The organism is Glycomyces sp. NPDC050141 (genome assembly GCF_055586545.1).
In genome coordinates, this window is the sequence record NZ_JBVJHZ010000025.1 from 13,902 (window position 1) to 34,124 (window position 20,223).

The 20,223-nt window shown below is 66.4% G+C and carries 16 protein-coding genes and 1 pseudogene; 9 read left to right on the plus strand and 8 right to left on the minus strand.

Annotated features, from left to right (window positions below):
- Window positions 1-39: 39 nt before the first annotated feature.
- Window positions 40-1,167: a PLP-dependent cysteine synthase family protein gene (locus ACZ60M_RS15845; RefSeq protein ID WP_465418664.1), complete on the plus strand. Its 1,128-nt coding sequence runs from the start codon at window positions 40-42 to the stop codon at window positions 1,165-1,167.
- Between the two features lie 17 nt (window positions 1,168-1,184).
- Window positions 1,185-2,432, plus strand: coding sequence for an MFS transporter (locus ACZ60M_RS15850; protein ID WP_465418769.1), 1,248 nt, complete (start codon window positions 1,185-1,187; stop codon window positions 2,430-2,432).
- A 26-nt stretch (window positions 2,433-2,458) separates the two neighbouring features.
- Here ACZ60M_RS15850 and ACZ60M_RS15855 read toward each other — a convergent pair whose 3' ends face one another.
- Entirely contained in the window at window positions 2,459-3,367 is a 909-nt protein-coding gene (locus ACZ60M_RS15855) for a F510_1955 family glycosylhydrolase (protein WP_465418665.1), read from the minus strand.
- A 208-nt stretch (window positions 3,368-3,575) separates the two neighbouring features.
- Between ACZ60M_RS15855 and ACZ60M_RS15860 the strand changes: the two genes are divergently transcribed.
- On the plus strand, window positions 3,576-5,789 hold the full coding sequence (locus ACZ60M_RS15860) for a heavy metal translocating P-type ATPase (protein ID WP_465418667.1): 2,214 nt from the start codon (window positions 3,576-3,578) through the stop codon (window positions 5,787-5,789).
- Between the two features lie 65 nt (window positions 5,790-5,854).
- On the opposite strand, the gene ACZ60M_RS15865 is transcribed toward ACZ60M_RS15860, so the two are convergent.
- The 3 genes from ACZ60M_RS15865 to ACZ60M_RS15875 are packed head-to-tail and all read right to left on the minus strand — an operon-like array spanning window position 5,855 to window position 7,235.
- Window positions 5,855-6,499, minus strand: coding sequence for a VOC family protein (locus tag ACZ60M_RS15865; RefSeq protein WP_465418669.1), 645 nt, complete (start codon window positions 6,497-6,499; stop codon window positions 5,855-5,857).
- Window positions 6,403-7,008 (minus strand): DUF2269 domain-containing protein, encoded by a 606-nt coding sequence (locus tag ACZ60M_RS15870; protein WP_465418670.1) that lies wholly within the window; start codon window positions 7,006-7,008, stop codon window positions 6,403-6,405. Before ACZ60M_RS15870 ends, ACZ60M_RS15865 begins: the two co-directional genes overlap by 97 nt.
- 41 nt (window positions 7,009-7,049) lie before the next feature.
- Window positions 7,050-7,235, minus strand: coding sequence for a hypothetical protein (locus ACZ60M_RS15875; protein WP_465418672.1), 186 nt, complete (start codon window positions 7,233-7,235; stop codon window positions 7,050-7,052).
- Between the two features lie 102 nt (window positions 7,236-7,337).
- Between ACZ60M_RS15875 and ACZ60M_RS15880 the strand changes: the two genes are divergently transcribed.
- Together ACZ60M_RS15880 and ACZ60M_RS15885 are read left to right on the plus strand one after the other, a co-directional pair.
- Entirely contained in the window at window positions 7,338-7,916 is a 579-nt protein-coding gene (locus ACZ60M_RS15880) for a TetR/AcrR family transcriptional regulator (protein ID WP_465418674.1), read from the plus strand.
- Between the two features lie 306 nt (window positions 7,917-8,222).
- Entirely contained in the window at window positions 8,223-9,017 is a 795-nt protein-coding gene (locus tag ACZ60M_RS15885) for a M23 family metallopeptidase (protein ID WP_465418676.1), read from the plus strand.
- 125 nt (window positions 9,018-9,142) lie between these two features.
- On the opposite strand, the pseudogene ACZ60M_RS15890 reads toward ACZ60M_RS15885, so the two are convergent.
- Window positions 9,143-9,358, minus strand: a pseudogene (locus tag ACZ60M_RS15890) (four-helix bundle copper-binding protein); the annotation flags it as partial.
- Window positions 9,359-9,389: 31 nt separating this feature from the next.
- Window positions 9,390-10,865 (minus strand): MFS transporter, encoded by a 1,476-nt coding sequence (locus tag ACZ60M_RS15895; protein ID WP_465418678.1) that lies wholly within the window; start codon window positions 10,863-10,865, stop codon window positions 9,390-9,392.
- Window positions 10,866-11,014: 149 nt separating this feature from the next.
- On the opposite strand from ACZ60M_RS15895, the gene ACZ60M_RS15900 reads away from it, so the two are divergent.
- Window positions 11,015-11,818, plus strand: coding sequence for an AraC family transcriptional regulator (locus ACZ60M_RS15900; RefSeq protein ID WP_465418680.1), 804 nt, complete (start codon window positions 11,015-11,017; stop codon window positions 11,816-11,818).
- 646 nt (window positions 11,819-12,464) lie between these two features.
- Here the strand turns inward: ACZ60M_RS15900 and ACZ60M_RS15905 are convergent.
- Complete coding sequence (locus ACZ60M_RS15905; protein WP_465418681.1) at window positions 12,465-12,722, minus strand: hypothetical protein; 258 nt, start codon at window positions 12,720-12,722, stop codon at window positions 12,465-12,467.
- Window positions 12,723-13,759: 1,037 nt separating this feature from the next.
- Here ACZ60M_RS15905 and ACZ60M_RS15910 point away from each other — a divergent pair.
- Window positions 13,760-15,577, plus strand: a complete 1,818-nt coding sequence (locus ACZ60M_RS15910) for an ABC transporter ATP-binding protein (protein WP_465418682.1) — start codon at window positions 13,760-13,762, stop codon at window positions 15,575-15,577.
- A 32-nt stretch (window positions 15,578-15,609) separates the two neighbouring features.
- Complete coding sequence (locus tag ACZ60M_RS15915; protein WP_465418684.1) at window positions 15,610-17,340, plus strand: ABC transporter ATP-binding protein; 1,731 nt, start codon at window positions 15,610-15,612, stop codon at window positions 17,338-17,340.
- A gap of 59 nt (window positions 17,341-17,399) precedes the next feature.
- Here ACZ60M_RS15915 and ACZ60M_RS15920 read toward each other — a convergent pair whose 3' ends face one another.
- Complete coding sequence (locus ACZ60M_RS15920) at window positions 17,400-18,011, minus strand: response regulator transcription factor (protein ID WP_465418686.1); 612 nt, start codon at window positions 18,009-18,011, stop codon at window positions 17,400-17,402.
- A gap of 415 nt (window positions 18,012-18,426) precedes the next feature.
- Here ACZ60M_RS15920 and ACZ60M_RS15925 point away from each other — a divergent pair, with 415 nt between their 5' ends.
- Window positions 18,427-20,040: a condensation domain-containing protein gene (locus tag ACZ60M_RS15925; protein WP_465418688.1), complete on the plus strand. Its 1,614-nt coding sequence runs from the start codon at window positions 18,427-18,429 to the stop codon at window positions 20,038-20,040.
- Window positions 20,041-20,223 lie beyond the last annotated feature (183 nt).

Sequence of the window (20,223 nt, forward strand, 5' to 3'; positions counted from 1 at the left end):
AACGGCCACATTCACGCAAACGTCAAGGGAGACATCGCCATGTCCGCTGACTTCGCCATGCGCACGATCGAACACGAGGACTTGCGGCTCGTTCAGCCGCTGACCTCCCAGAAGCGGTACGACAGCCCGCTCGACCTGATCGGGAACACTCCGGTGCTCCGCATCGGCGCCGGCTTCACGCCGGGTCCGCGCGGGTTCTGGGCCAAGCTCGAGAGCCGCAATCCCGGCGGCATCAAGGACCGCGCCGCCTTCCACATGGTCACCTGCGCCCGCAGCCGCGGCGAACTCGCTCCGGGCGCGCCCATCGTCGAGTCGACCAGCGGGACGCTCGGTCTCGGCCTCGCGCTCAGCGCCATGGCTCTGGGCCACCCGCTGACCGTGGTCACCGATCCGGGCATGGAGCCCTCGATGGTCCAGCTCCTGACCGCGTACGGCGCGAGGGTCGACCTCGTCGACCGGCCCGATCCGGTGGGCGGCTGGCAGGAGGCACGGCGGCTCCGCGTCAAGGAACTCCTGGCCGAACAGCCCGGAGCCTGGTGCCCCGACCAGTACCACAACCCCGACAACGTCACCGCGTACGAGCCGCTGGCGCTGGAGCTGGCCTGCCAGCTCGGACGGATCGACGTGCTGGTGTGCGCGGTGGGGACCGGCGGGCACTCGGCCGGGATCTTCGGGATGCTGCGCAAGCTCTATCCGGAGGTGCGGCTGGTCGGTGTCGACACGGTCGGGTCGACCATCTTCGGCCAGCCCGCCCGCACGCGCCTGATGCGCGGGCTGGGCAGCAGCATCTACCCGCGGAACGTCGCCTACGACTCCTTCAGCGAGGTCCACTGGGTCCCGCCGGCCGAAGCGGTCGCGACCTGCCGGAAGCTCTCGCGGACGTCCTATGCCACCGGCGGCTGGAGCGTCGGCGCGGTCGCCCTCGTGGCCGACTGGATCGCCCGCACTTCAGATCCCGAAGCCAGGATCGTGGCGGTCTTCCCCGACGGGCCGCACCGGTACGCCGACACCGTGTTCAACGACGAGTACTGCCGCCTGCACGGCCTCCTCGATGCCCCGCTCGCCGACTCGCCCGAGACCATCGACGATCCCCTGCGGACCGAGGCCCTCACGTGGACGCGGTCGACCACGGTGGTCGATCCGCTCGCGGCGGGGGTGAGCGCGTGACCGGCCTGTTGAGCCAAGTGCGCGCCACTGATCCAGTGGTGCGGCTGCTGTGCGTCAACCAGTTCGGCATCAACGTCGGCTTCTACATGCTCATGCCCTACCTGGCCGCTTACCTGATCGGTGACCTCGGTCTGGCGGCAGGCGTCGCCGGGTTGCTGCTGGGGGTGCGGAACCTCAGCCAGCAGGGCATGTTCTTCCTCGGCGGCACCATGGCCGACCGGCTCGGTTACCGGCCCATGATCATTGCCGGTTGCGCGCTGCGCACCGTGGGCTTCGGGCTGCTCGCGTTCACCGGGTCGCTGCCCGGCCTCATCGTGGGCATGGCGGCGACCGGCTTGGCCGGGGCGCTGTTCAACCCCGCCGTCCGCGCGTATCTGGCGCACCGGTCGGGGGACCGGCGGGTGGAGTCGTTCGCGGTGTTCAACGTGTTCTACCAGACGGGCACCCTGGCAGGGCCGATCATCGGGCTGATCCTGGTGGCGGTGGCGGACTTCCGGTTGGCGTGCGCCGTCGCGGCCGCGATCTTCGCGGTGCTCACGCTGCTGCAACTGCGGGCGCTGCCGCCGCACCGGCCCGAGCATCTGGCGGGTGAGGCCGAGACCGCCGAACCGGTATGGCGCACTTGGAGGACCGTCTTCGCCAATCGGCCGTTTCTGCTGTTCGGGCTCGCCATGATCGGCTCGTACGTGCTGAACTTCCAGGTCTACCTGGCACTGCCGCTGCTGCTCCAGGAGAATGCCGCATCGGTCGCCGCGGTGGCCACCACGGCGCTGTTCGCTGTCTCGGGGATAGCCACTTTGGTGGGACAGGTGCGCATCACGAAGTGGTGCAAGGAGCACCTGGATCGGCGGCAGTCGTTGGTCACCGGCATGTGCCTGCTCGCGGCGGGCTTCCTCCCCCCAGCGGTGGTGCTGTGGCTCGCTCCGGTGCCGGCCGCGGTGGTCACAGCGGCGGTGATCAGCGCGCTGCTGCTCGCGCTGGGGACCATGGTCGTCTACCCGTTCGAGATGGACGCCATCGTGGACCTCGCCGGGGAACGGCATGTCGGCACGTATTACGGCCTTTACAACACCATGGCGGGCATCGGGATCACCGTGGGCAACCTCGCCGTCGGAGCGGCCTTGGACGCGACGGCCGGTGCGCCCGCGCTGACCTGGATCGGACTGGCCGGGCTGGGCCTGTGCTGCGCAGTGGCACTGCGGGCGACAGGATCGACCAAGGCCTCGGCCGTCCCGGTGAAGGAGCTGGCGCAGGCACGGGCCTGACCTGGAGCAACGGCCGTCGTCGGGGATCACGCTGGGCGGAAGATCTCCTCCCAGCTCCAGCCCCAGTCGGCACTCGACAGGATCCGGCCGTCCTCGGTGGCGATGAACAACGCGTCCCCGGCTGCGGTGAACGCTGCCGGGGACGCCTCCACCGACTCCACCGCCGGTTCCCAAGTCTTGCCCTCGTCGAAGTTCACGTAGATCTCGCCGTTCGGGCCGACGCCCCGCAGCAGGCCGTTGTTCGACCAATGGAGGAAGACCATCGGCTCCGCTTGGACCGGCTCCCAGGTCCGACCACCGTCCAGTGACCGCACCAGCCCCTCCGGCCCGGTGCCCATGATGAAATCCGGGTTAAGGGGGTTGACGGCGAGGTCGAACAGCGGTTGAGCGCCGCGCGCCTCCCAGTCGACCAGGTCTGCGCTGACCAGCAGCTGACCGGAGAGCGCGTCGACGCCGTATGCAATGCCGTGGGCGTACCGGAGCACATGGAAGTCGGCCTGGCCCTGCAGCGACACCGGCTCCCACGTGACGCCCGCGTCCGTTGACTCGATGAGTCCCAGCGACGCGGGCCCGTCCTCGCCCGGAGCCGGATGCCCTGAGGCCAGGAATTGGTCTCGGCCAGCCACGGTAAACCCCATCGTGTCCTGGCGCCCCTCGCCGACCAGCGCGAGCGTGCCGCCCTCATCGATGACGAACAGGCCGTCGTGAGTGGCGATGTACAGCAGTCCGTCGGCGGGATTGACCCCCAGTCCGTGAACATGCGACAGCTCAGCAGGCGATTCGGACTCGGCGCCGTCGTGGGAGACGATCCAGGCCAGTACCAGTGCGGCGGCCAGCAGCGAAGCTCCCGAGAGCGCCAGCAGCAACCGGGCCATCGTGCGGAACCGGCCGTCGGTTTCACGACTGTCACTGGCATCGGACCGTGGTGCGGGCATCCGCTCCTCCTGGGTTGCTGTCAAGACTCGAGAACGAAACTACTATCTAGGTTAGTATTCTTCGCGAGCGCATACCGGAGGTGACGGCGGTTTCGGCCGGGACATCAGGGGAATACCGCCGCGAGTGAAGTGGTTGAACCGGCTTGCCAACATACCCCCAGGGGGTATATGGTCACGAGGACGGTCACCGATACGGAAGGAGCCTCCAGTGAGCAGTCACCACGCCCACGGCGACGACACGGGGCACCACGAACACCACCACGACCACAGCCATGCGCACGACAGCGCCCATGCCGAGCATGGCGAACACGCAGGGCATGGCGAACACGGCCAGCACGCCGGGCACGGTTCGACCGCCACCGCTGAAAAGCCCGAGGCCCGCGGCACGCACAAGGGTCATGAGGCACACAGCGGACACGAGGGGCACGACAAGCACGCCGGGCACGATCCGGAGATGTTCCGCCACAAGTTCTGGCTCACCTTCATCCTGACGATCCCGCTGATCGTCACCAGCCACATGATCATGGACTGGTTCGGGTACACACTGGACTTCCCCGGGATGGAATTCGTCGGGCCCGTGCTCGGCACGTTCGTGTTCTTCTACGGCGGCTGGCCCTTCCTCGCGGGCGGCGTCCGCGAGATCCGCGACCGGGCGCCCGGCATGATGCTGCTGATCGCCACCGCCATCACCGTCGCGTACATCGCTTCGCTCGCAACCAGTCTCGGCCTGTTCGACCTCGAGTTCTGGTGGGAGCTCGGCGCGCTGGTGTCGATCATGCTGCTGGGCCACTGGCAGGAGATGAAGGCCATCGGCCAAGCGCAAGGTGCGCTCGCCGCGCTGGCGGCGCTGCTGCCCGACGAGGCCGAGCGCGTCACCGGCGACGGGTCGACCGAGACCGTCCCCGCGTCCGAACTCGGGGTCGGCGACGTGGTCCTGGTCCGCTCCGGCGCCCGCGTCCCCGCCGACGGTGAGATCACCGAGGGCGAAGCCGAGATGGACGAGTCCATGATCACCGGCGAATCCCGGCCCGTCCCAAGGAGTCCGGGCGACCGAGTCGTGGCCGGCACCGTCGCCACCGACTCGGCGATCCGCGTGCGCATCGACGCGGTCGGCGACGACACCGCCCTCGCGGGCATCCAGCGCCTGGTCTCGCAGGCGCAGGAGTCGCGCGGACGCGGCCAGGTGCTCGCGGACCGGTTCGCGGCCTTGCTGTTCTACATCGCCATGGCCGCCGGTGTCATCACCTTCGTAGTCTGGTCGCTGCTCGGTGACGTCACCTCGGGTGTCGTCCGGACGGTGACCGTGCTGGTCATCGCCTGCCCCCACGCGCTCGGCCTGGCCATCCCGCTGGTGATCTCGATCACCACGGCCGTCTCGGCCAAGGCCGGGATCCTGGTGAAGGACCGGCTCGCGATCGAACGGATGCGCACTGTGGACGCCGTCCTGTTCGACAAGACCGGGACACTGACCAAGGGCGAGCACACCGTCGCCGGGATTGCCGGGGCTGAGGGGACCGACCGGGACGAGGTGCTGCACCTGGCCGCGGCCGTCGAATCCGACTCCGAGCACCCGCTGGCCCGCGCGATCGTCGCCTACCACGGCCACGAGCACGGCGAAGGCGCCCGCGCCTCCGACTTCCGTTCCCGCACCGGCAAAGGCGTCGAGGCCACCGTGGACGGACGCCGGTACGCGGTCGGCGGTCCGGCACTGCTGCGCGAGCTGGACATCGAGCCGCCGAGCGAACTCGCTGGCGACATCGACACCTGGTCGGGCCGGGGCGCCACGGTCCTCTACCTCATCGGTCTCGAAGGCGGGGCGACGGTGCTCGGCGCGCTCGCTCTCGAGGACGAGGTCCGGCCCGAGGCGAAGCAGGCCATCGCCGACCTGCGCTCGCTCGGCGTCAAGAAGATCGCGATGATCACCGGCGACGCCAAGGCCGTGGCCGAGGCCGTCGCCGCCGACCTCGGCTTCACCGAGGACGACGAGGTGTTCGCCGAAGTACTGCCCGCCGACAAGGACCAGGCCGTCGCCGACCTGCAAGCACGAGGGCTGCGGGTGGCGATGGTCGGGGACGGTGTCAACGACGCACCTGCACTGGCGCGGGCCGACGTCGGCATCGCGATCGGTGCGGGCACCGACGTGGCGATCGAGTCCGCCGGGGTGGTCCTGGCGTCCTCGGACCCGCGCGGCGTCGGCGGCGTCCGGCGGCTCTCGAAGGCGAGTTACCGCAAGATGATTGAGAACCTCGGCTGGGCCGCGGGCTACAACATCGTCGCGATCCCGCTCGCGGCCGGCGTCCTGGCCGGCATCGGGATCACGCTGAGCCCCGCGGTCGGCGCCGTGCTGATGTCGGCCTCCACGATCGTGGTCGCCCTCAACGCCCAGCTGCTGCGCCGAGTCAAGCTCACGCCGGAGTCCTAGCAACTGAGGGAGCCCAGACCGCTGAAGGTCTGGGCCCCTTCAGTTTCAGGCCGCGGGCCCTATGATCACGCCGTCTCGGCGACGCCGAGGGTGACGGATTCCCCATCGGCGAACCCGACTTCGACGCGCAGCAGGCCCGCGGTCCCCGGCACGCTGCGCAGCACGTCAGGTTTCTCACCGCACCAGTCCTCGATGACGTCGGCGGGCCCGGACACGTCGATCCGGTTAATGCCCACAGGCGCATGGCGGTGCTCGGCCTCAAGCGGCGGGAACCCCTCCGACCAGTGAATCAGGCAGGGCAGGAAGCGCCGCGCAAAGTTCTGGCCGAAGCCGGCCAGCAGGTATGGAGGAAAGCCCGGCCCCTCCGCTGGTGCCTCGATCAGCGACATCTCATTGCGGGCAGCGAGCCTGCGGAGCGCTTGCTCCTCGTCGATCGCCACGAGCCAGGCCACCGGGATCAGCGTGTCCTCGGGATGGGCGTCGAGTGCTTCCGTGTCGAACCGCAGGAGTGGCGGGGCACTGGGCGCGGGGGTCTCGCCGTTCGGGTAGTGGACTTCCAGTAGCTGGCCGTGGCGCAGCGGCACAACGAGATTGGAAAGACCAAGGCCCGGCATCACCCGGCCGCGGGCGATGCCCAAGCCTGCCCGGTCGAGCGCCTGCTCGGCCTCTTCCTTGGAGCGGGTGGCGAGGACGACGTGATCGATCTCCATCCGCATACCCTACCGACGTTGAAAACAATGTTCAATAACGCCGCGACCCGCTCCTTGGAGTCGCGCCAGCGCTTCCGCTGGCCGTAGCGGGTCATGCCCCGGGGCTTGAAGATCGACAGGATCAAGGCGAGCGACAGCACGATCAGTCCGCCGCCGGTGTGGAGCAGTTCGCTGCCCAGCGCGCCGGGGTCGACGGACGGATCGGCCGCCTGCTCGGCGCGGCCCGCGAAGGTCGGTGTCTGCATGATGAGGATCAGTGTGGCGAACGCGGTGATGAGCAGTTTGAAGAGCACCCAGTAGTGGCGGAGCAGGCCCCACTGGGTGCCCAGCGCCGAGACCACCCCGGTCGCCAGCGTTGCGATTGCCAACGGCACCAGCAGGGTCCACCCGGTGGCGTCGAGCGCCAGCCAGATGATGCGGTTGATCTCCGGGTTCCCCTCCAGCCTCGCGACAAGGTCAAGGGCCACGAATACGCCGACCGCCCCCATCCAGCCGACCGAACTGGCCACATGGAAGACCAGGACGGTCCTGCGCAGGGACGGGGACATGATCATCCGCGACTACCGGCGTACTCGGCGGCGGCCCCGAGGCCGTGCCGCATCGGACCGTGCTCGCCACCGCCGAACAGCAGCGTTGCCAGCACGATCAGGACGACTGCGGCTGCGATGATCGCGGCGATCTTGACCCAGCGGGGCGGCCCGGTGATCTCGGCGGGCTCACGTTCGGACGACGGCATGCTTGCCTCCTGAGTGGGGTTCGTGTGACAACTTCCAATTTATCGAGACAGAGTGTCTCTGTCAAATCAGAGTGTCCTATACGCGTCGCGGTGTATCGTTGGATGGTGCCGAAGCTCTGGACCGAGACGATCGACGACCACCGTCGCACGGTGCGCGCGGCGATCCTCGATGCCGCCGTGTCACTGGTCGAGGAGCACGGACTGACCGCCGTGACGATGTCCGCCATCGCCCAACGGGCCGGCATCGGACGGGCCACGCTGTACAAATACTTCCCCGACATCGAATCGATCCTGGTCGCGCGGCATCAGGAACACGTCGCCGCCCATCTCGACCAGCTTGCGGCCCTTCGCGGTCAGGCTCCGGACCCCGAAGCCGGGCTTGAAGCCGTCCTCGGGGCCTACGCGCGCATCTGCTTCTGGCGCGCCCGACACGGCACCGACTTCTCCGCACTAGTCCACCGGCCCGAACATGTCGCCCCAGTCGAAGAGCAGCTCACCGAACTCTTCGCAGACATCCTCGCCGAAGCCGCCGCATCAGGAAACGTCCGGAACGACAGCCCACCAAGGGAACTCGCCGCGTACTGCCTTCACGCCATCGCAGCCGCGGGTGACCTCGACTCCGAAGCGGCCGTCGGCCGACTCGTGGACATGACCTTGGCAGGACTGCGCCCAACTCACTGATCCGCCCCAGCTCCCGACCACCTCAGGCGCGGCCGACCACGCACCACCAGCAACCAGCAACCAGCAACCAGCAACTTTGCCGGGACTTTCCAAGCTCAGGCGGCGTCGTACGTCACGGTCATACCGATATCAGCGACCCTGCTATTTGTGAACGAGCAATCACTACAAGTGATGCTCCTCGTCCTTTCGGAGGAGGCGCGGCCGCCCCGGGGTGCCGACCTCTGCCGCAAGAGGACCAGTTCCGGCGTTGTATTCGCAGGTCTCGGGCCGATTGTCCAATTCGGGTCGGGTACGTTTCCCCGCGCTATGGGCAAACATGACGACACCAGCGAATCCGCTGGCAAGCAATTGACCAGCCGCCGACTCCGGGCAGTGCTCCGGCGTCGCCGAATCCGCCGCGAACGTGACAGCTGGCGTTTCGTGATCGGCGGCCTCGCCGCCGCGATCCTCATCGGATCCGGACTCGCCGCGATCTCCGGCCAGAACGCCGCGGCGCAGGCCGCGGAGGCCGAAGAGCAGCAGAACGACACGATCGTCCAATCCGAATGGCGGGTCGACACCGTCCTCGCCGGCATGGAGGCCGAGTGGGTGGCCGAGCAGGCCGCTCGCGAGGAGGCCGAGCAGGCCGCCGCCGAGGAAGCGGCCCGTGTGGCCGCTGAAGAGGCCGAGCGCGCCGCCGCGGAAGCAGCCGCAGCGGCCGCCGAGGCGGCGAACCCGTGGACCTCCCCAACGGACGCGCGGATCACCTCGTTCTACGGGATGCGCGACGGCAGGCTGCACGGCGGCACCGACTTCGGCAGCAACGAGGGCGACCCGATCTCGGTAGTCGGCGACGGCACCGTGACCTACGTCGGCAACGAGGCAGGCGGCTACGGCAACGTGGTCTTCGTAGACCACGGCAACGGCATCGAGACGCGCTACGCCCACGCCTCCGAAGTCCTCGTGAACGTCGGTGACGAGGTCTCCAAGGGCGACGAAATCATTCTCACCGGGAGCACCGGCAACGTGACCGGCCCGCACCTGCACTTCGAGGTGCTGCTCGACGGCGAGAAGGTCGACTCCCTCGCCTGGCTCGAAGAGCAGGGCATCGACGTCGGCTGAAGCCGAGGCGAATTTCTCCGGTACATCGTGCCGGAGAAAACAGGGCAGGGAGGTGCGCCTGCCATCCTCTTCCCCTGAGCCCCGCGGCTGAGCGGTCTTCGAACGCACCGTCACGCCTCTGCGTAGTGCTTGTGCATGGACGCGTGGCGCTCGCACTCATCCCACATGCCCTGCAGGCGGCGATGCGCACCTCGAGGACGGCGCGGCTCATGTTCGCGTCGTAGCCGGTGTCCCGCGACAGCACGCGCGGCCGCCGCGCAGACGTCGCGCTCCAGGTTCGTCCGCACACACTTGACCAGCTCCGCCACCATCGCCTAACTCAGGCACGCGTCGGCGCGCGCCGCCATCGGTTTGAGCCACTGGCGATGACCGCTAAGGATGCGCGGCATGGTTCTTATCCGGGCCTGCTGGCGCTGTGTGGGCTTCGTTGAGAGCTGCAGTGAAGCGGGACTGGAGGAGCACGGCGATGCCGACTGCTCCGATCACCAGGAGTGCGGCGGCCACGGTGAGCGCGAGTGAGAACCCCGCCGTTCTGGCCAGCAGGGGCTCGACCGAGCCGGTCAAGGCGTCGCTGCGACTCGCGGCCAGGGAGACCAGTGCTGCCACGCCCACTGCGCCGCCGATCTGCTGGACGGAACTGAAGATCGCCGAGCCGAGTCCCGCATCTTCTTCGGTGGTGCCCGCCAGCGCGGCCACTGACAGGGCGGGGAGGGTCAGGCCGCATCCCAGGCTCGTGGCGAGCATGCCGGGCAGGATCCCGGAGGCGTAGCCGTCCTCGGGCGACACACCGGCGAGCATCAGCAGTCCGATGGCGCTGAGCAGGAATGATGTCGTCAGCGTCCACCTCGGCCCGAGCCTGACCGCCACGCGGGTGGACAACCACATGCCTGCGAGGATGCCGGCGCAGTAGGGCAGATAGGCGATTCCGGCTTCAAGCGGCCCGTAGCCGAGGACGGTCTGCAGGTGGATCATGAGCAGGAACGCCATCGCGTAGAACGCGGCAGAGAACAGCAGAGTCGCGGCGTTGGAGACGGCGCGACTCGGCAAGGCCAGGAACGACAAGGGCACCAGGGGTGCCGCCGTGCGCGACTCCACCGCGAGGAACGCCGCGGTCAAGACGGCGGCCAGGAGCAGGGAGCCGATCGCGGCGCTGTCCGCCCAACCGGTCTCCCCGACTCGCAGCAGGCCCCAGACCAGGCTCACGGCGGCACCGGTCCCCAGCACCGCGCCGGGCACGTCGAGGCGTGTCCGGGCCGCAGCGCGGCTCTCGGCGACCAGGCGCGGGAGCAGCACCAGGGCCGTCGCCGCCACGGGCAGGTTGATCAGGAAGACCCAGCGCCATGAGGCCAGACCGGTCAGCACCCCGGAGACCACCAGCCCCATCGTGCCGCCGAGCGCCGCCATACCGCCCCAGATGCCGATCGCCTTGACGCGCTCCTCCTTGCCGGGGAACAACAGCGTGATCAGCGAGAGCGCGGCCGGGCTCGCCATGGCCGCGCCCGCGCCTTGGACGAATCGGCCCGTCACGAGCTGCCAGGGCTCCTGGGCGATGCCGCAGACCAGGCTGGCCGCACCGAACAGGGCGACGCCGGTGAGGAAGGCGCGTCGGCGCCCGAACAGGTCGGCCATGCGCCCGGACAGCAGCAGGAGGCCGCCGAAGGCGAGGAAGTAGGCGTTGACGACCCATGCCAGGCCCGCGGTGCTGAAGCCGAGATCGCCTTGGATGGCGGGCAGCGCGATGCTCACCACGTTGTCGTCGAGGACGAGCATGAACTGCACGAAGCACAGCACTGCCAGTGCCAGGCCGCGGCGAGCAGTGGTCGCAGTGAGCGTCGACGTTATGGTCATAGTTGGCACTCCCCGCCAGTGACCTGCGGTGTTGCGGCGTGCATAGGGCGAAAACGCGGGCGAATGATCGGCATGCGACGACGGTATGCGCAGGCAGTGTTGACCGCAATGCGCTACGAGGCCGTATGATGTCGCGTTGAGGCCATAGGATGAAGCGCATGGCCGCGTCCTTCGAAGGCATCGTCCCGCCCGGCGTCGGCGCGATCGTCGTCGGCGACTTTCCTCTGGCGTCGGGCGAATGGATCCTCCCCCACCACCACTCGCAGCATCAGCTGGCCTGGACCCGCAGCGGCGTCCTTAGCATCGCAGTGGACAACACCTACTGGGTGCTTCCGCCCACCCGGGCGCTGTGGCTGCCCGCCGGGGTGGTCCACCGGACCGGCGCGACCCGTGAGGCGCTGCTGTGCAGCCTCTACATCGAACCGGACCGGTGCCCCCTCGACTGGACCGAGCCCACACCGGTAGGTGTCGACGGGCTGCTTGCCCACCTGATCGCCTACCTCAAGCGCGGCGACATCGAGGAGGCGGCGAGGCTGCGGGCCGAGGCGGTCGTGCTGGACTTGCTGCGCCCGTTGCCGACCATGCCCATCGATGTACCGCTCCCTGTCAACGAGCGCGTCCGTGTAGTGGCCGAAGCACTCCTGGCCGACCCCGCGGACCGGCGAAGCCTCGACGCCCACGCGCGCGCGGCCGGCGCGAGCCGACGCACCATGTCCCGGCTGTTCGTCCAGGACACCGGCATGAGCTTCGACCGCTGGCGCACCCATGTGCGGTTGCGCGCCGCGCTGGCGCTCTTCGCCGAAGGCCAGCCGGTGGTCCGTGTCGCCCGCGCGGTGGGATACGCGACCCCGAGCGCGTTCCTCGCGGCGTTCCGCCGAACCGTCGGCACCACCCCGAAGCGCTACCTCGAGGGCGATGTCGCGTTCGAGACGTCTGAGACGAAATCGCGCTGACACGGAATGTCGTTGTCGAAGTCCTCCCGAGGAAACGATTCGGTGACGGGGTCTTCAGGTAGCAGCAGTTTGGTCGAGGTGTACAGGTAGATGATGTGGTTGCGGGTGTCTCTTCGAAGGGCCTCGGCGATCGAGCCGGTACGGGCGCGGCTCACGAGGACTGCCAGGAGCGTCTTGGCCAGTGCCGCCGTCGCAGGGTGATGAATGCATTGGTGGCGCCCTCTCGGGGACCGGTGAGTCGAGCCGCCACGGCGGTGCCGAGACCATAGCCGATCCACATGAAGGTGTTGAGCCAGGTGAAGAAGCGAGGGCAGCTCGGGCCCACGGCACGCAGGCTGGGTGGAGGTTCCATGATTCGGGGGATGTTTATTCCTGCAGGTCAGGGAGCTTGTCGCGCGTGGTCTCCAAAACCGAGGGTTGCAGGTTCGAGTCCTGTCACTCCTGCAAGTTCATAACCAGTAGATATAGTCCCTGACCTGCAGATAAGCAGGTCAGGGACTGTTCTTTTTGGACGTCCCACTGTGTCCAACAAACCCGGCCGAAACCGGCCCTGTACGGGTATTTGTGCCAAATCTGTGCCAATATTTTGCCCTCCCCAGCGCCGAAGGCCCCTATCTGACCCAAGCCTGTGATGCTGGACATGAAATTAGAGACCTCCGGGTGGCGCGGTATCAGGCCCATCGGTGACCGCGACGATCACGACAACCCGGTTGTCTTCCCGCAGCGCCGGATCGGACTGCGAGGTGACGACCTTGTATCTGGGGAGTTGTCCGGCCTCGCGACGGACGGAGCGGATCAGCGCGATCCGTTCGGTGTTCCACGCTTCGAGGTGTTCGACGTACTGCCAGTCGATCTCAATGCGCTGTGCGATGACCAGCGAGAACGCACCCGAGTCAGTGGACACGATTGCAGCCTGTGAAGGAATGAGCGGTCCGGATCTGCCGGGAGTCGCTGGGACGCCGACCAGCTCGGGATCAACCCGGAGACCCTGCGCTGCAGCTCGTTGCAGAGCAGGACGGCGACCCGCTGGTCGCAGTCGAACGAGATTTCATTGTCCCTGAGCAGATTCGTACCGGAACATCTGCGGTGAGCGTCCTGGAATCGCGTGACATGCGCAGGTGTCCAGCTTCGCATAGGTTGAGCCGGAATCGCAAACAGCGTTGCGACGCTCAGGACCGATTGAAGGACAGGTCGACAGCAGATGCAGGTTTGTTCAGTCGCTCTGCAGTCGGTCAGCCCGCTTGATACCCCGTTCATCGATCCATGGCTCGAAGCTGCCTACATCGGGGTTTGGCCGGAGCGGCTCATCCCCCGGATCGCGGTCCAGCCGCCCTCCATTCCTCCCCATACTTCGGTGGCGACAGAGTTCGCGAGTCTGGATGCTCGCCCACTCCGTTTGGCCAGTGCGCGAGAGAACGAAATGCGGCATTTCGCTCGCGAACGGCTCGGGGCGAGACACGGAGGCGCGCTCAAGATGGAGTTGAAAACGCGGTCCACCAACATATGGGTCCGTGAACCAGCCAACCGTGCCTCCGCCAGCAAGAGCTTGCAAGACGATGTCTATTGGCTTGGCGGCAGGCAGGAGAGTGCGCTCTATCCCGTGAGGCCCATGAAGAGGGTGCAACGCGCGTCGGAGAGTACTTCCGCGCGGGCGCCAAAGGTCCTCCTGACCGGCAGCGAAAACGGCAACGCCGATGCCGACACCTACTGCGCATTCCGCGCGCTCACCAGGGGTGGCCACGCGGCAGCCGGTCTTTTCAAGCCCGCGCCGGTCCCCTGGGACACCATGTGCTGCCGGCCTCGTGCCACTGCACGCCCATATACCCATTCGTCGATCGGACAACAATGCCTCATCGAACAGCAGCCAACGCTTCCCCGCATCTCCAGCGAAGCCGCCCAGCCAATGTGATCGCGGCGCTTCGCGGTTTCCTCGCAGAACGAATGGGTCTGCTCACTCAGTTGACGCGGGCACCTTGGAGCGCAGGAGCGCTCGCGCTTTGCCTGCTCCTTGTCGCGATCGTCCCGAACGTCTCGGCTATAGCGTTTGGTTGGCTTGTAGCGAGACTCGAAGCGGCTGTTCCTGGGGAGGGTTCAGCTGGATTTGCCTGGAGCAGGCTGATTGCCCCGATCGCGGTCGTCTCGATACTGTTCATCGCGGAGGAAGCGCTGCGTTCCCTGGCCGACGCGGTCAAAACGTCGGCGAACGGACAGATAGACCGGGCGTTTCGCAGCGAAGTTCGAACACTGTCGCTGAGCGGCCTGACCGCATCCCAGCTGGACCGTCCTGAAGTGGCGGATGATCTCCTGCGGGCTTCCGATGTCGGGGAAGGCCGGTTGCGCTCCCCCGGTTCGGCAGCGACCGGGCAGCTCATCCTGCTGTTCCGCTTGCTGTCTGCGGTGATCGCCACAGTGCTATTGAGTTCCATGCTTTCCCCTGCGGTTGGGATAGCACTGCTCGCGGTCTCAATGTGCAACCGGGCACTAGTCCGGCGGCAGTGGATGGGACTGGACGCAGCCTGGGATGCTCGCGAACGTTACCGGCGCCGCTCGGTCTACTGGACCGAGCTCGGTCGCGACCCTGAGGCGGGCAAAGACATCCGCATGTTCGGGCTCGGGCGCTGGCTGGTGGCCAGGCGGTCCGAGGCCTTCCTCGAGTACCTCGAACCGCTGTGGCCGCTTCGTAGAAAAGTCATGTTCGGCCAGGGACCTGTTGGCGCGATGACGGCTACCACCGCGTTCGCCGCGCTCGCCGCCCCCGCGTTCGCGCTCCGCGCCGGCACAATCAGTCTGTCCGAGATGGTGGCGTGCATCCTGGCTAGCTGGGTTATCTTCGGTATCTCCTCGATGGGCCTCGAGGCCTCCGATATCGAATTCGGAAGGGGCGCGATCAGAGCACTCCAGCGGCTCCGCCTCCAAGCCGACCGGGAATGCGCTGCGCCAGTTTGGCCCACCCGGTTCGCTACAAGCATCAACTGCGAGAGCGTTGGTTTCACCTACCCTGGCGGTGCCGTACCCGTACTGCAGAATCTGAACTTGACCATCAAGGCAGGCGAGGTGATAGGGCTGGTCGGGCGCAACGGGGTCGGTAAGACTACGCTTATCAAACTGCTTACCGGCCTATACCGGCCAGATGTCGGGGCAATCCGGGTAGACGGGGAGCATCTGTCCAACATCGCGCCGGACCTTTGGCAACAGCGCATCTCGGTGGTCTTTCAGGACTTCGTCCGCATTCCCGCCAGCGTGGCGGACAACATCGCGATCGGTGCGAGCGAGCACTCGGACGACCGCGAAGGCATACTCCGAGCGGCCCGCGAGGCAGGGATTGACCGCTGGGTCGACAACCTCCCCAACGGTGTCGACACCAACCTCGGCCCCGAGTTCGACGATGGCATGGACCTGTCTGGTGGCCAATGGCAAGGGGTGGCGATCGCCCGCGCCCTCTTCGCATCTGCGCACGGCAGGGACCTGCTGATCTTCGATGAGCCCACAGCACACCTCGACGCACCGTCCGAAGCGGCCTTCTTTGACCGAGTGACCGCCGCGATCTCGGATGCGGCGATCGTCCTCATCTCCCACAGGCTCGGCACCATCCGCCATGCCGACCGCATCGTGATGCTCGGCCCCGAAGGTGTCATCGAACAGGGTCGCCACGAGGAGTTGCTCGAGCTGGATGGGGAGTACGCCCGCCTCTTCGCCCTCCAATCCTCCCAGTTCACTGAGCACGATCCCACCCCGCTTCAACGGAAAGCTTCGATATGAGACAGCTATTGCGATTCGCGCGGTACACCGCAGTGCTCTCCTGGCGCGCTGACCCCAAGGCCGCCACGGTGGTCGCGGCCCTCATCGTGGTCGAAGCGGCCGCGGCGGTGGCATTCGGCCTCGCCCAGCAGCAGTTGATCGACAGCGCCCTCGATACCTCAGCGGCAACGTTTCTCATGGCGGCCGCGATCGGCGGATTCGCGTGGGCGACGAACGCCGCGGGCGGCCGCATCATCATCAACCTCTACCAGGAGATCGGCGATAAGGTCGATCTGAAGCTGAACGAGGAAGTCCTCGCTATCTCCACCGGGCTGCGCACGCTCGATCACCTGGAGCGGCCCGACTACCACGATCGCCTCACGCTGCTGGCCAGGAGCACAGGTGATCTCTCGCGTGCCGGGTATGGATTGGGCCGCACCGTGTCGGCGGTCGTGAGCGTCGCCCTCAGCGTGATCGTGCTTTCCAGTATCCACTCGACCCTCGGCTTGCTGGTGCTGCTGGCGCTTCCGCCGATCTGGTTGAGCATGGCCGCCCAGCGCCGACGAGAGCGTTCGCGCAGACTTGCCGCTGCTGACGAGCGCCTGGATGAGCGCCTGCACCTGCTGTCGATCGAGCCCGGCACCGCGCATCAAATCCGAGTCATGGGCGCAGCGGAGACCATCGATGCGCGGGCGGATGCCGCACGACGCCGCAGCATCCGCCTGCAGCTGCGCACTTCACTCGCCGCTACCGGACTGGAACTGCTCGGTTGGAGCTTGTACGCCGCGGGGTTCGCCGCCACGATCGCTGCGGCGGTGAATCTAGTCGGGGTCGGCGCCGCCAGTCTCGGTGGGCTGGTGCTGGCAGCCACGCTAGCGACCCGGCTACGAGGAGAGGTTCGCCGCGCGGTCGAGTACATGAAGCAGGTCGCCAGGGCCGCCACTGCCGCCGGACACTACGTCTGGCTGCGCGACTACGCACGGGACGCCTCCCGCAAGGACGGCACCAGCGCCTTGCCACCGTGGACACATCGCATCGAGCTGCATCGGGTCGGCTTCACTTATCCAGGTAGCGAATCACCGGTCCTTCGGGATGTCAACCTCGTCGTCGAGGCAGGTCAGACAGTGGCGCTGGTCGGTATGAACGGCGCCGGCAAGTCGACGCTCGTCAAGTTGCTTACCGGCATGTACACCCCGACAGAGGGAGAGGTACTGCTCGACGGCGTACCGCTGCGCGAGCTCGACGCGAGCGAATGGCGCTCCCGGGGCGCCGGAGCGTTCCAAGACTCCATGCGGTTGCGCACCAGCGTCGCTGAGGCCGTTGGCCTGGGCAACCTGGCGCAGATCAATGACGGAACGAAGATCCGAAAGGCGATCGAGGACGCGGGGGCGGCGGCGTTCGTCGACCGGCTTCCAAACGGTGCCGACACGGTACTCGACCGTTCAATTGGGGGCCAGGAGCTCTCGGGCGGCCAATGGCAGCGACTGTCACTTGCACGTGCGCGGATGCGCGACGAGCCGAACCTGCAAGTCCTCGATGAACCCAGCGCGGCTCTCGACCCGCAGGCCGAGCACGACATCCATGAGCTGTACGCCCGCAGTACCGAAGCGGGGCGCACTGTCACCCTGCTGGTGTCGCATCGCTTCTCTACCGTGAGGATGGCTGACCTGATCGTGGTGCTCCAGGACGGGCAGATCGTCGAGCAGGGAAGCCACGACGAGCTCATGGCTGCGAAGGGCCCGTATGCGGAACTGTATGAGAGCCAGGCAAAGCAGTACCGCTAGGGCGTAGATGCCGCGAACGGTGCGTGGTGCGGGAAGCACCACTCGCATGGCCCGTTCGATCAAGTGGAAGGCATGGAGTCCTCTGCTGGTGCCGAACTCCGGATTCCGGAATAGTGGACGGCCGCCTGAGCGAGCTGTGCCTTGTTACCAAGATTCAGCTTGCTGCGGATCCGGCGAAGGTAGGTGTCCACAGTATGTTTACTGATGCCGATTCTACGAGCGATCTGCTCGTTCGTATAGCCGTCCCCCACTAGCGTGAGGACCAGGCTCTCTCGCCCCGAGAGGGCGGAGATCGGCGTCTTAGGCACTTGTCGAGAGTTGAGGTCTCCTGCTTTCGCAGTTCGGATCGCATCGAACAGCTGCTCAGCTGGATCAGCCTGGTGAAGCAGGGCATGAACGTTCGAATACTGGTAGGCCAGCAGCGAAAGCGGTGACTCCTTTCCTGAGTACAACACGAGCCGGCATTCGGATGCGAGCGCATCGACGGTCGCGACGGGGGGCAGATCGCAGACTGCGCAGTAGCTGAAGACCATCACGTCCGAGGCCCGGGGGTTGATGTGGCGCGGGTCCTCCGTCGCGCTGGTCACGCTCAGTGCGGGGTGGCTGTCCAGCAGGGCCTTGAGGCCGATTCGCTGGACAGCATGGGGTTCGGCGATCGACACGGTGATCACTTTCAATCTCCTTTGCACGGGGGTGCCGTCTGCCGAGATGCCGGGAAGTTCGCCCAGGGGCGAGCAGGCTCGGAGACAGGGCCGGGGGTTTCAGCACAAGTGTTCCGGAAACGAAATCTAATATTATCGGAAAGTTTCCGATATTTTCAGAGCTTAGTTACTAGATGCAACGGTGTCAATGTTTCTATTGCGGTGATCAGGACTACATCGGCGTTCGTTCATCCTTGAGGTAGCAGGGTCCTGCGGGCCGCGGTGCCACGGTTTTACGCCTCAACCGAGCGGCGCTCGCTCGGTCGTAATCCCTATAGGCTGGTTCGGATCAGGTTCGATATGGGTTGACGGCGAAAAGTCGTCGGTGACAGGGGCAGGCGTGCAGTCAATACCAGAGCCCGAGGCTCCGCGGGGCGATTACAGCGTGGATCTCTCTTTTTCCGGCGCCGCGTCTGCACCCTCAGTCCTTCCCTGGGGACAGTGGTTTATGCGCGAAAGCATCAAGCGTGTCGAACCCGTCGACCAGCACCTGAACCAGATTTGGTTGCAGCCGGTGCCGGAGTCGGCAGATCTGGAATCAGTATTCCGAGCACTCGAGGCACTGGTGAACCGTCATGAGTCGCTGAGAACCCAATTCGGTACCGATGACTCCGGCAGGCCGACGCAGAGGCTCGTGAGCGAGGGAACGTTCCGCGTTTACGTCCGAGAAGCAACGGGCACCGATCTGGCGTCCTGGTCGGACGGCGCTGTCCGGGAGCTTAGGGAACATCGCTACGACCTCGCTCGCGGACCACTTCTCAAGGCCGTGATCGCCATGCAGGAGGATCGGCCGAGACTACTGGCGATGGGGTTGTCCCACATGGTCGCCGACGGCGGGGGGCTGCAGATCGTGCGGGGCGAACTCGCTGGTTCGATGGATCCGTCCGGTGCGGGCCCAGGGGACCCGGCTCACGACACCTGGCAGCCCAGCGACCAGGTCCGGTTCGAAAGCACACCTGAAGCGATCAGCCATGGCGAGCGGTCCCTGAAGTACTTCGCCGAGCAGTACAGTCGCTTTCCTTCCACGATGTTCTGGCAGCGGTGCGAACGGACGGAACACCCGAGATACTGGTCCGGGACGCTGGACGCCCCTTCGCTGCTCCCAGCGGTCTCCAAGATGTACGCGGACCACCAAGTGAATCCCTCTGCGGCGGCTTTCGCGGCCTTCTCGGTCGTCATCGCGAACCTGACGCGGCACGACTCCAACTGCATGTTCCTGATCTACTCGAACAGGACCCGGCGAAACGCCTCCTCGGTCGCTAACTACTCGCAGACCGTACCTATCAGGATCGACCTGCGGGGCGGAACGTTCTGGGAACTGCTGAAGACCACACACCTGGCAATGCTCAACGCCTATCGGTACGCCGCGTACCCGCCCGACAAACAGTGGGCGACGAGGACCGAGGTGGGAAACAGCCGGGGAATCAGCATCCTGGAAGACTGCGTGTACAACCCGCGATGGTGGGCCACCGGGCCTGAACTCCAGAGCCAGGCCCGACTCGGGCAGAACCCTGCAGATGCTCCGCCGAGCGTGTTCTCCTGGAACAACAGCGCCGACCGGGGCCTGGCCCTCTATTTCGGGTTGAGGAATAACAAGCTCTCCATCACGGCCGACACGAAATTCTTTGCGCCGGAGCAGTTCGAGCCCACGCTGCGGGCAATCGAGAAACTCATCGTCGAAGGCGCGCAGCGGGACTTCAATGTGTCCGAGACACGTAGTGGGCGCGCTCAGCTGACCACTGACGACGGATGGGCCTACATCGACAACTGTTGGGTGAACCTGGCCTCTACACAGACGATGGTGGCAGCGGCGGCAGGGGCTGCGGCGGTCGAAGTCGCTGTGGTTCAGCGGCCGGACGGCCGCGCCGAACTCACCGCTCGTATCCCGAAGATCCGGACCGTTTCAAATCTCGAAGAAGTGCGGATGAACTGCCTGGAAGCGTTGCCCATCTGGAGAAGTGCAATGGTGCCGGGTGTACTTGTAGAGGCGGACACATAGTCTTTCAAGATCATCTGGGAGGCGTTCGCCGATTGCCGAGACCCGCTCCAGGAGCCATGAGCGCCACTTGTCGAGCTCGGAGGCGGTGTCCCACGAAACCTCGGAGCCGTGGGCATCGGCCGAGTCAGCCTGAATCTCACCGGACGTTAAGCCTTGGCCTAAAGGGAGACCACGGCTTCGCCG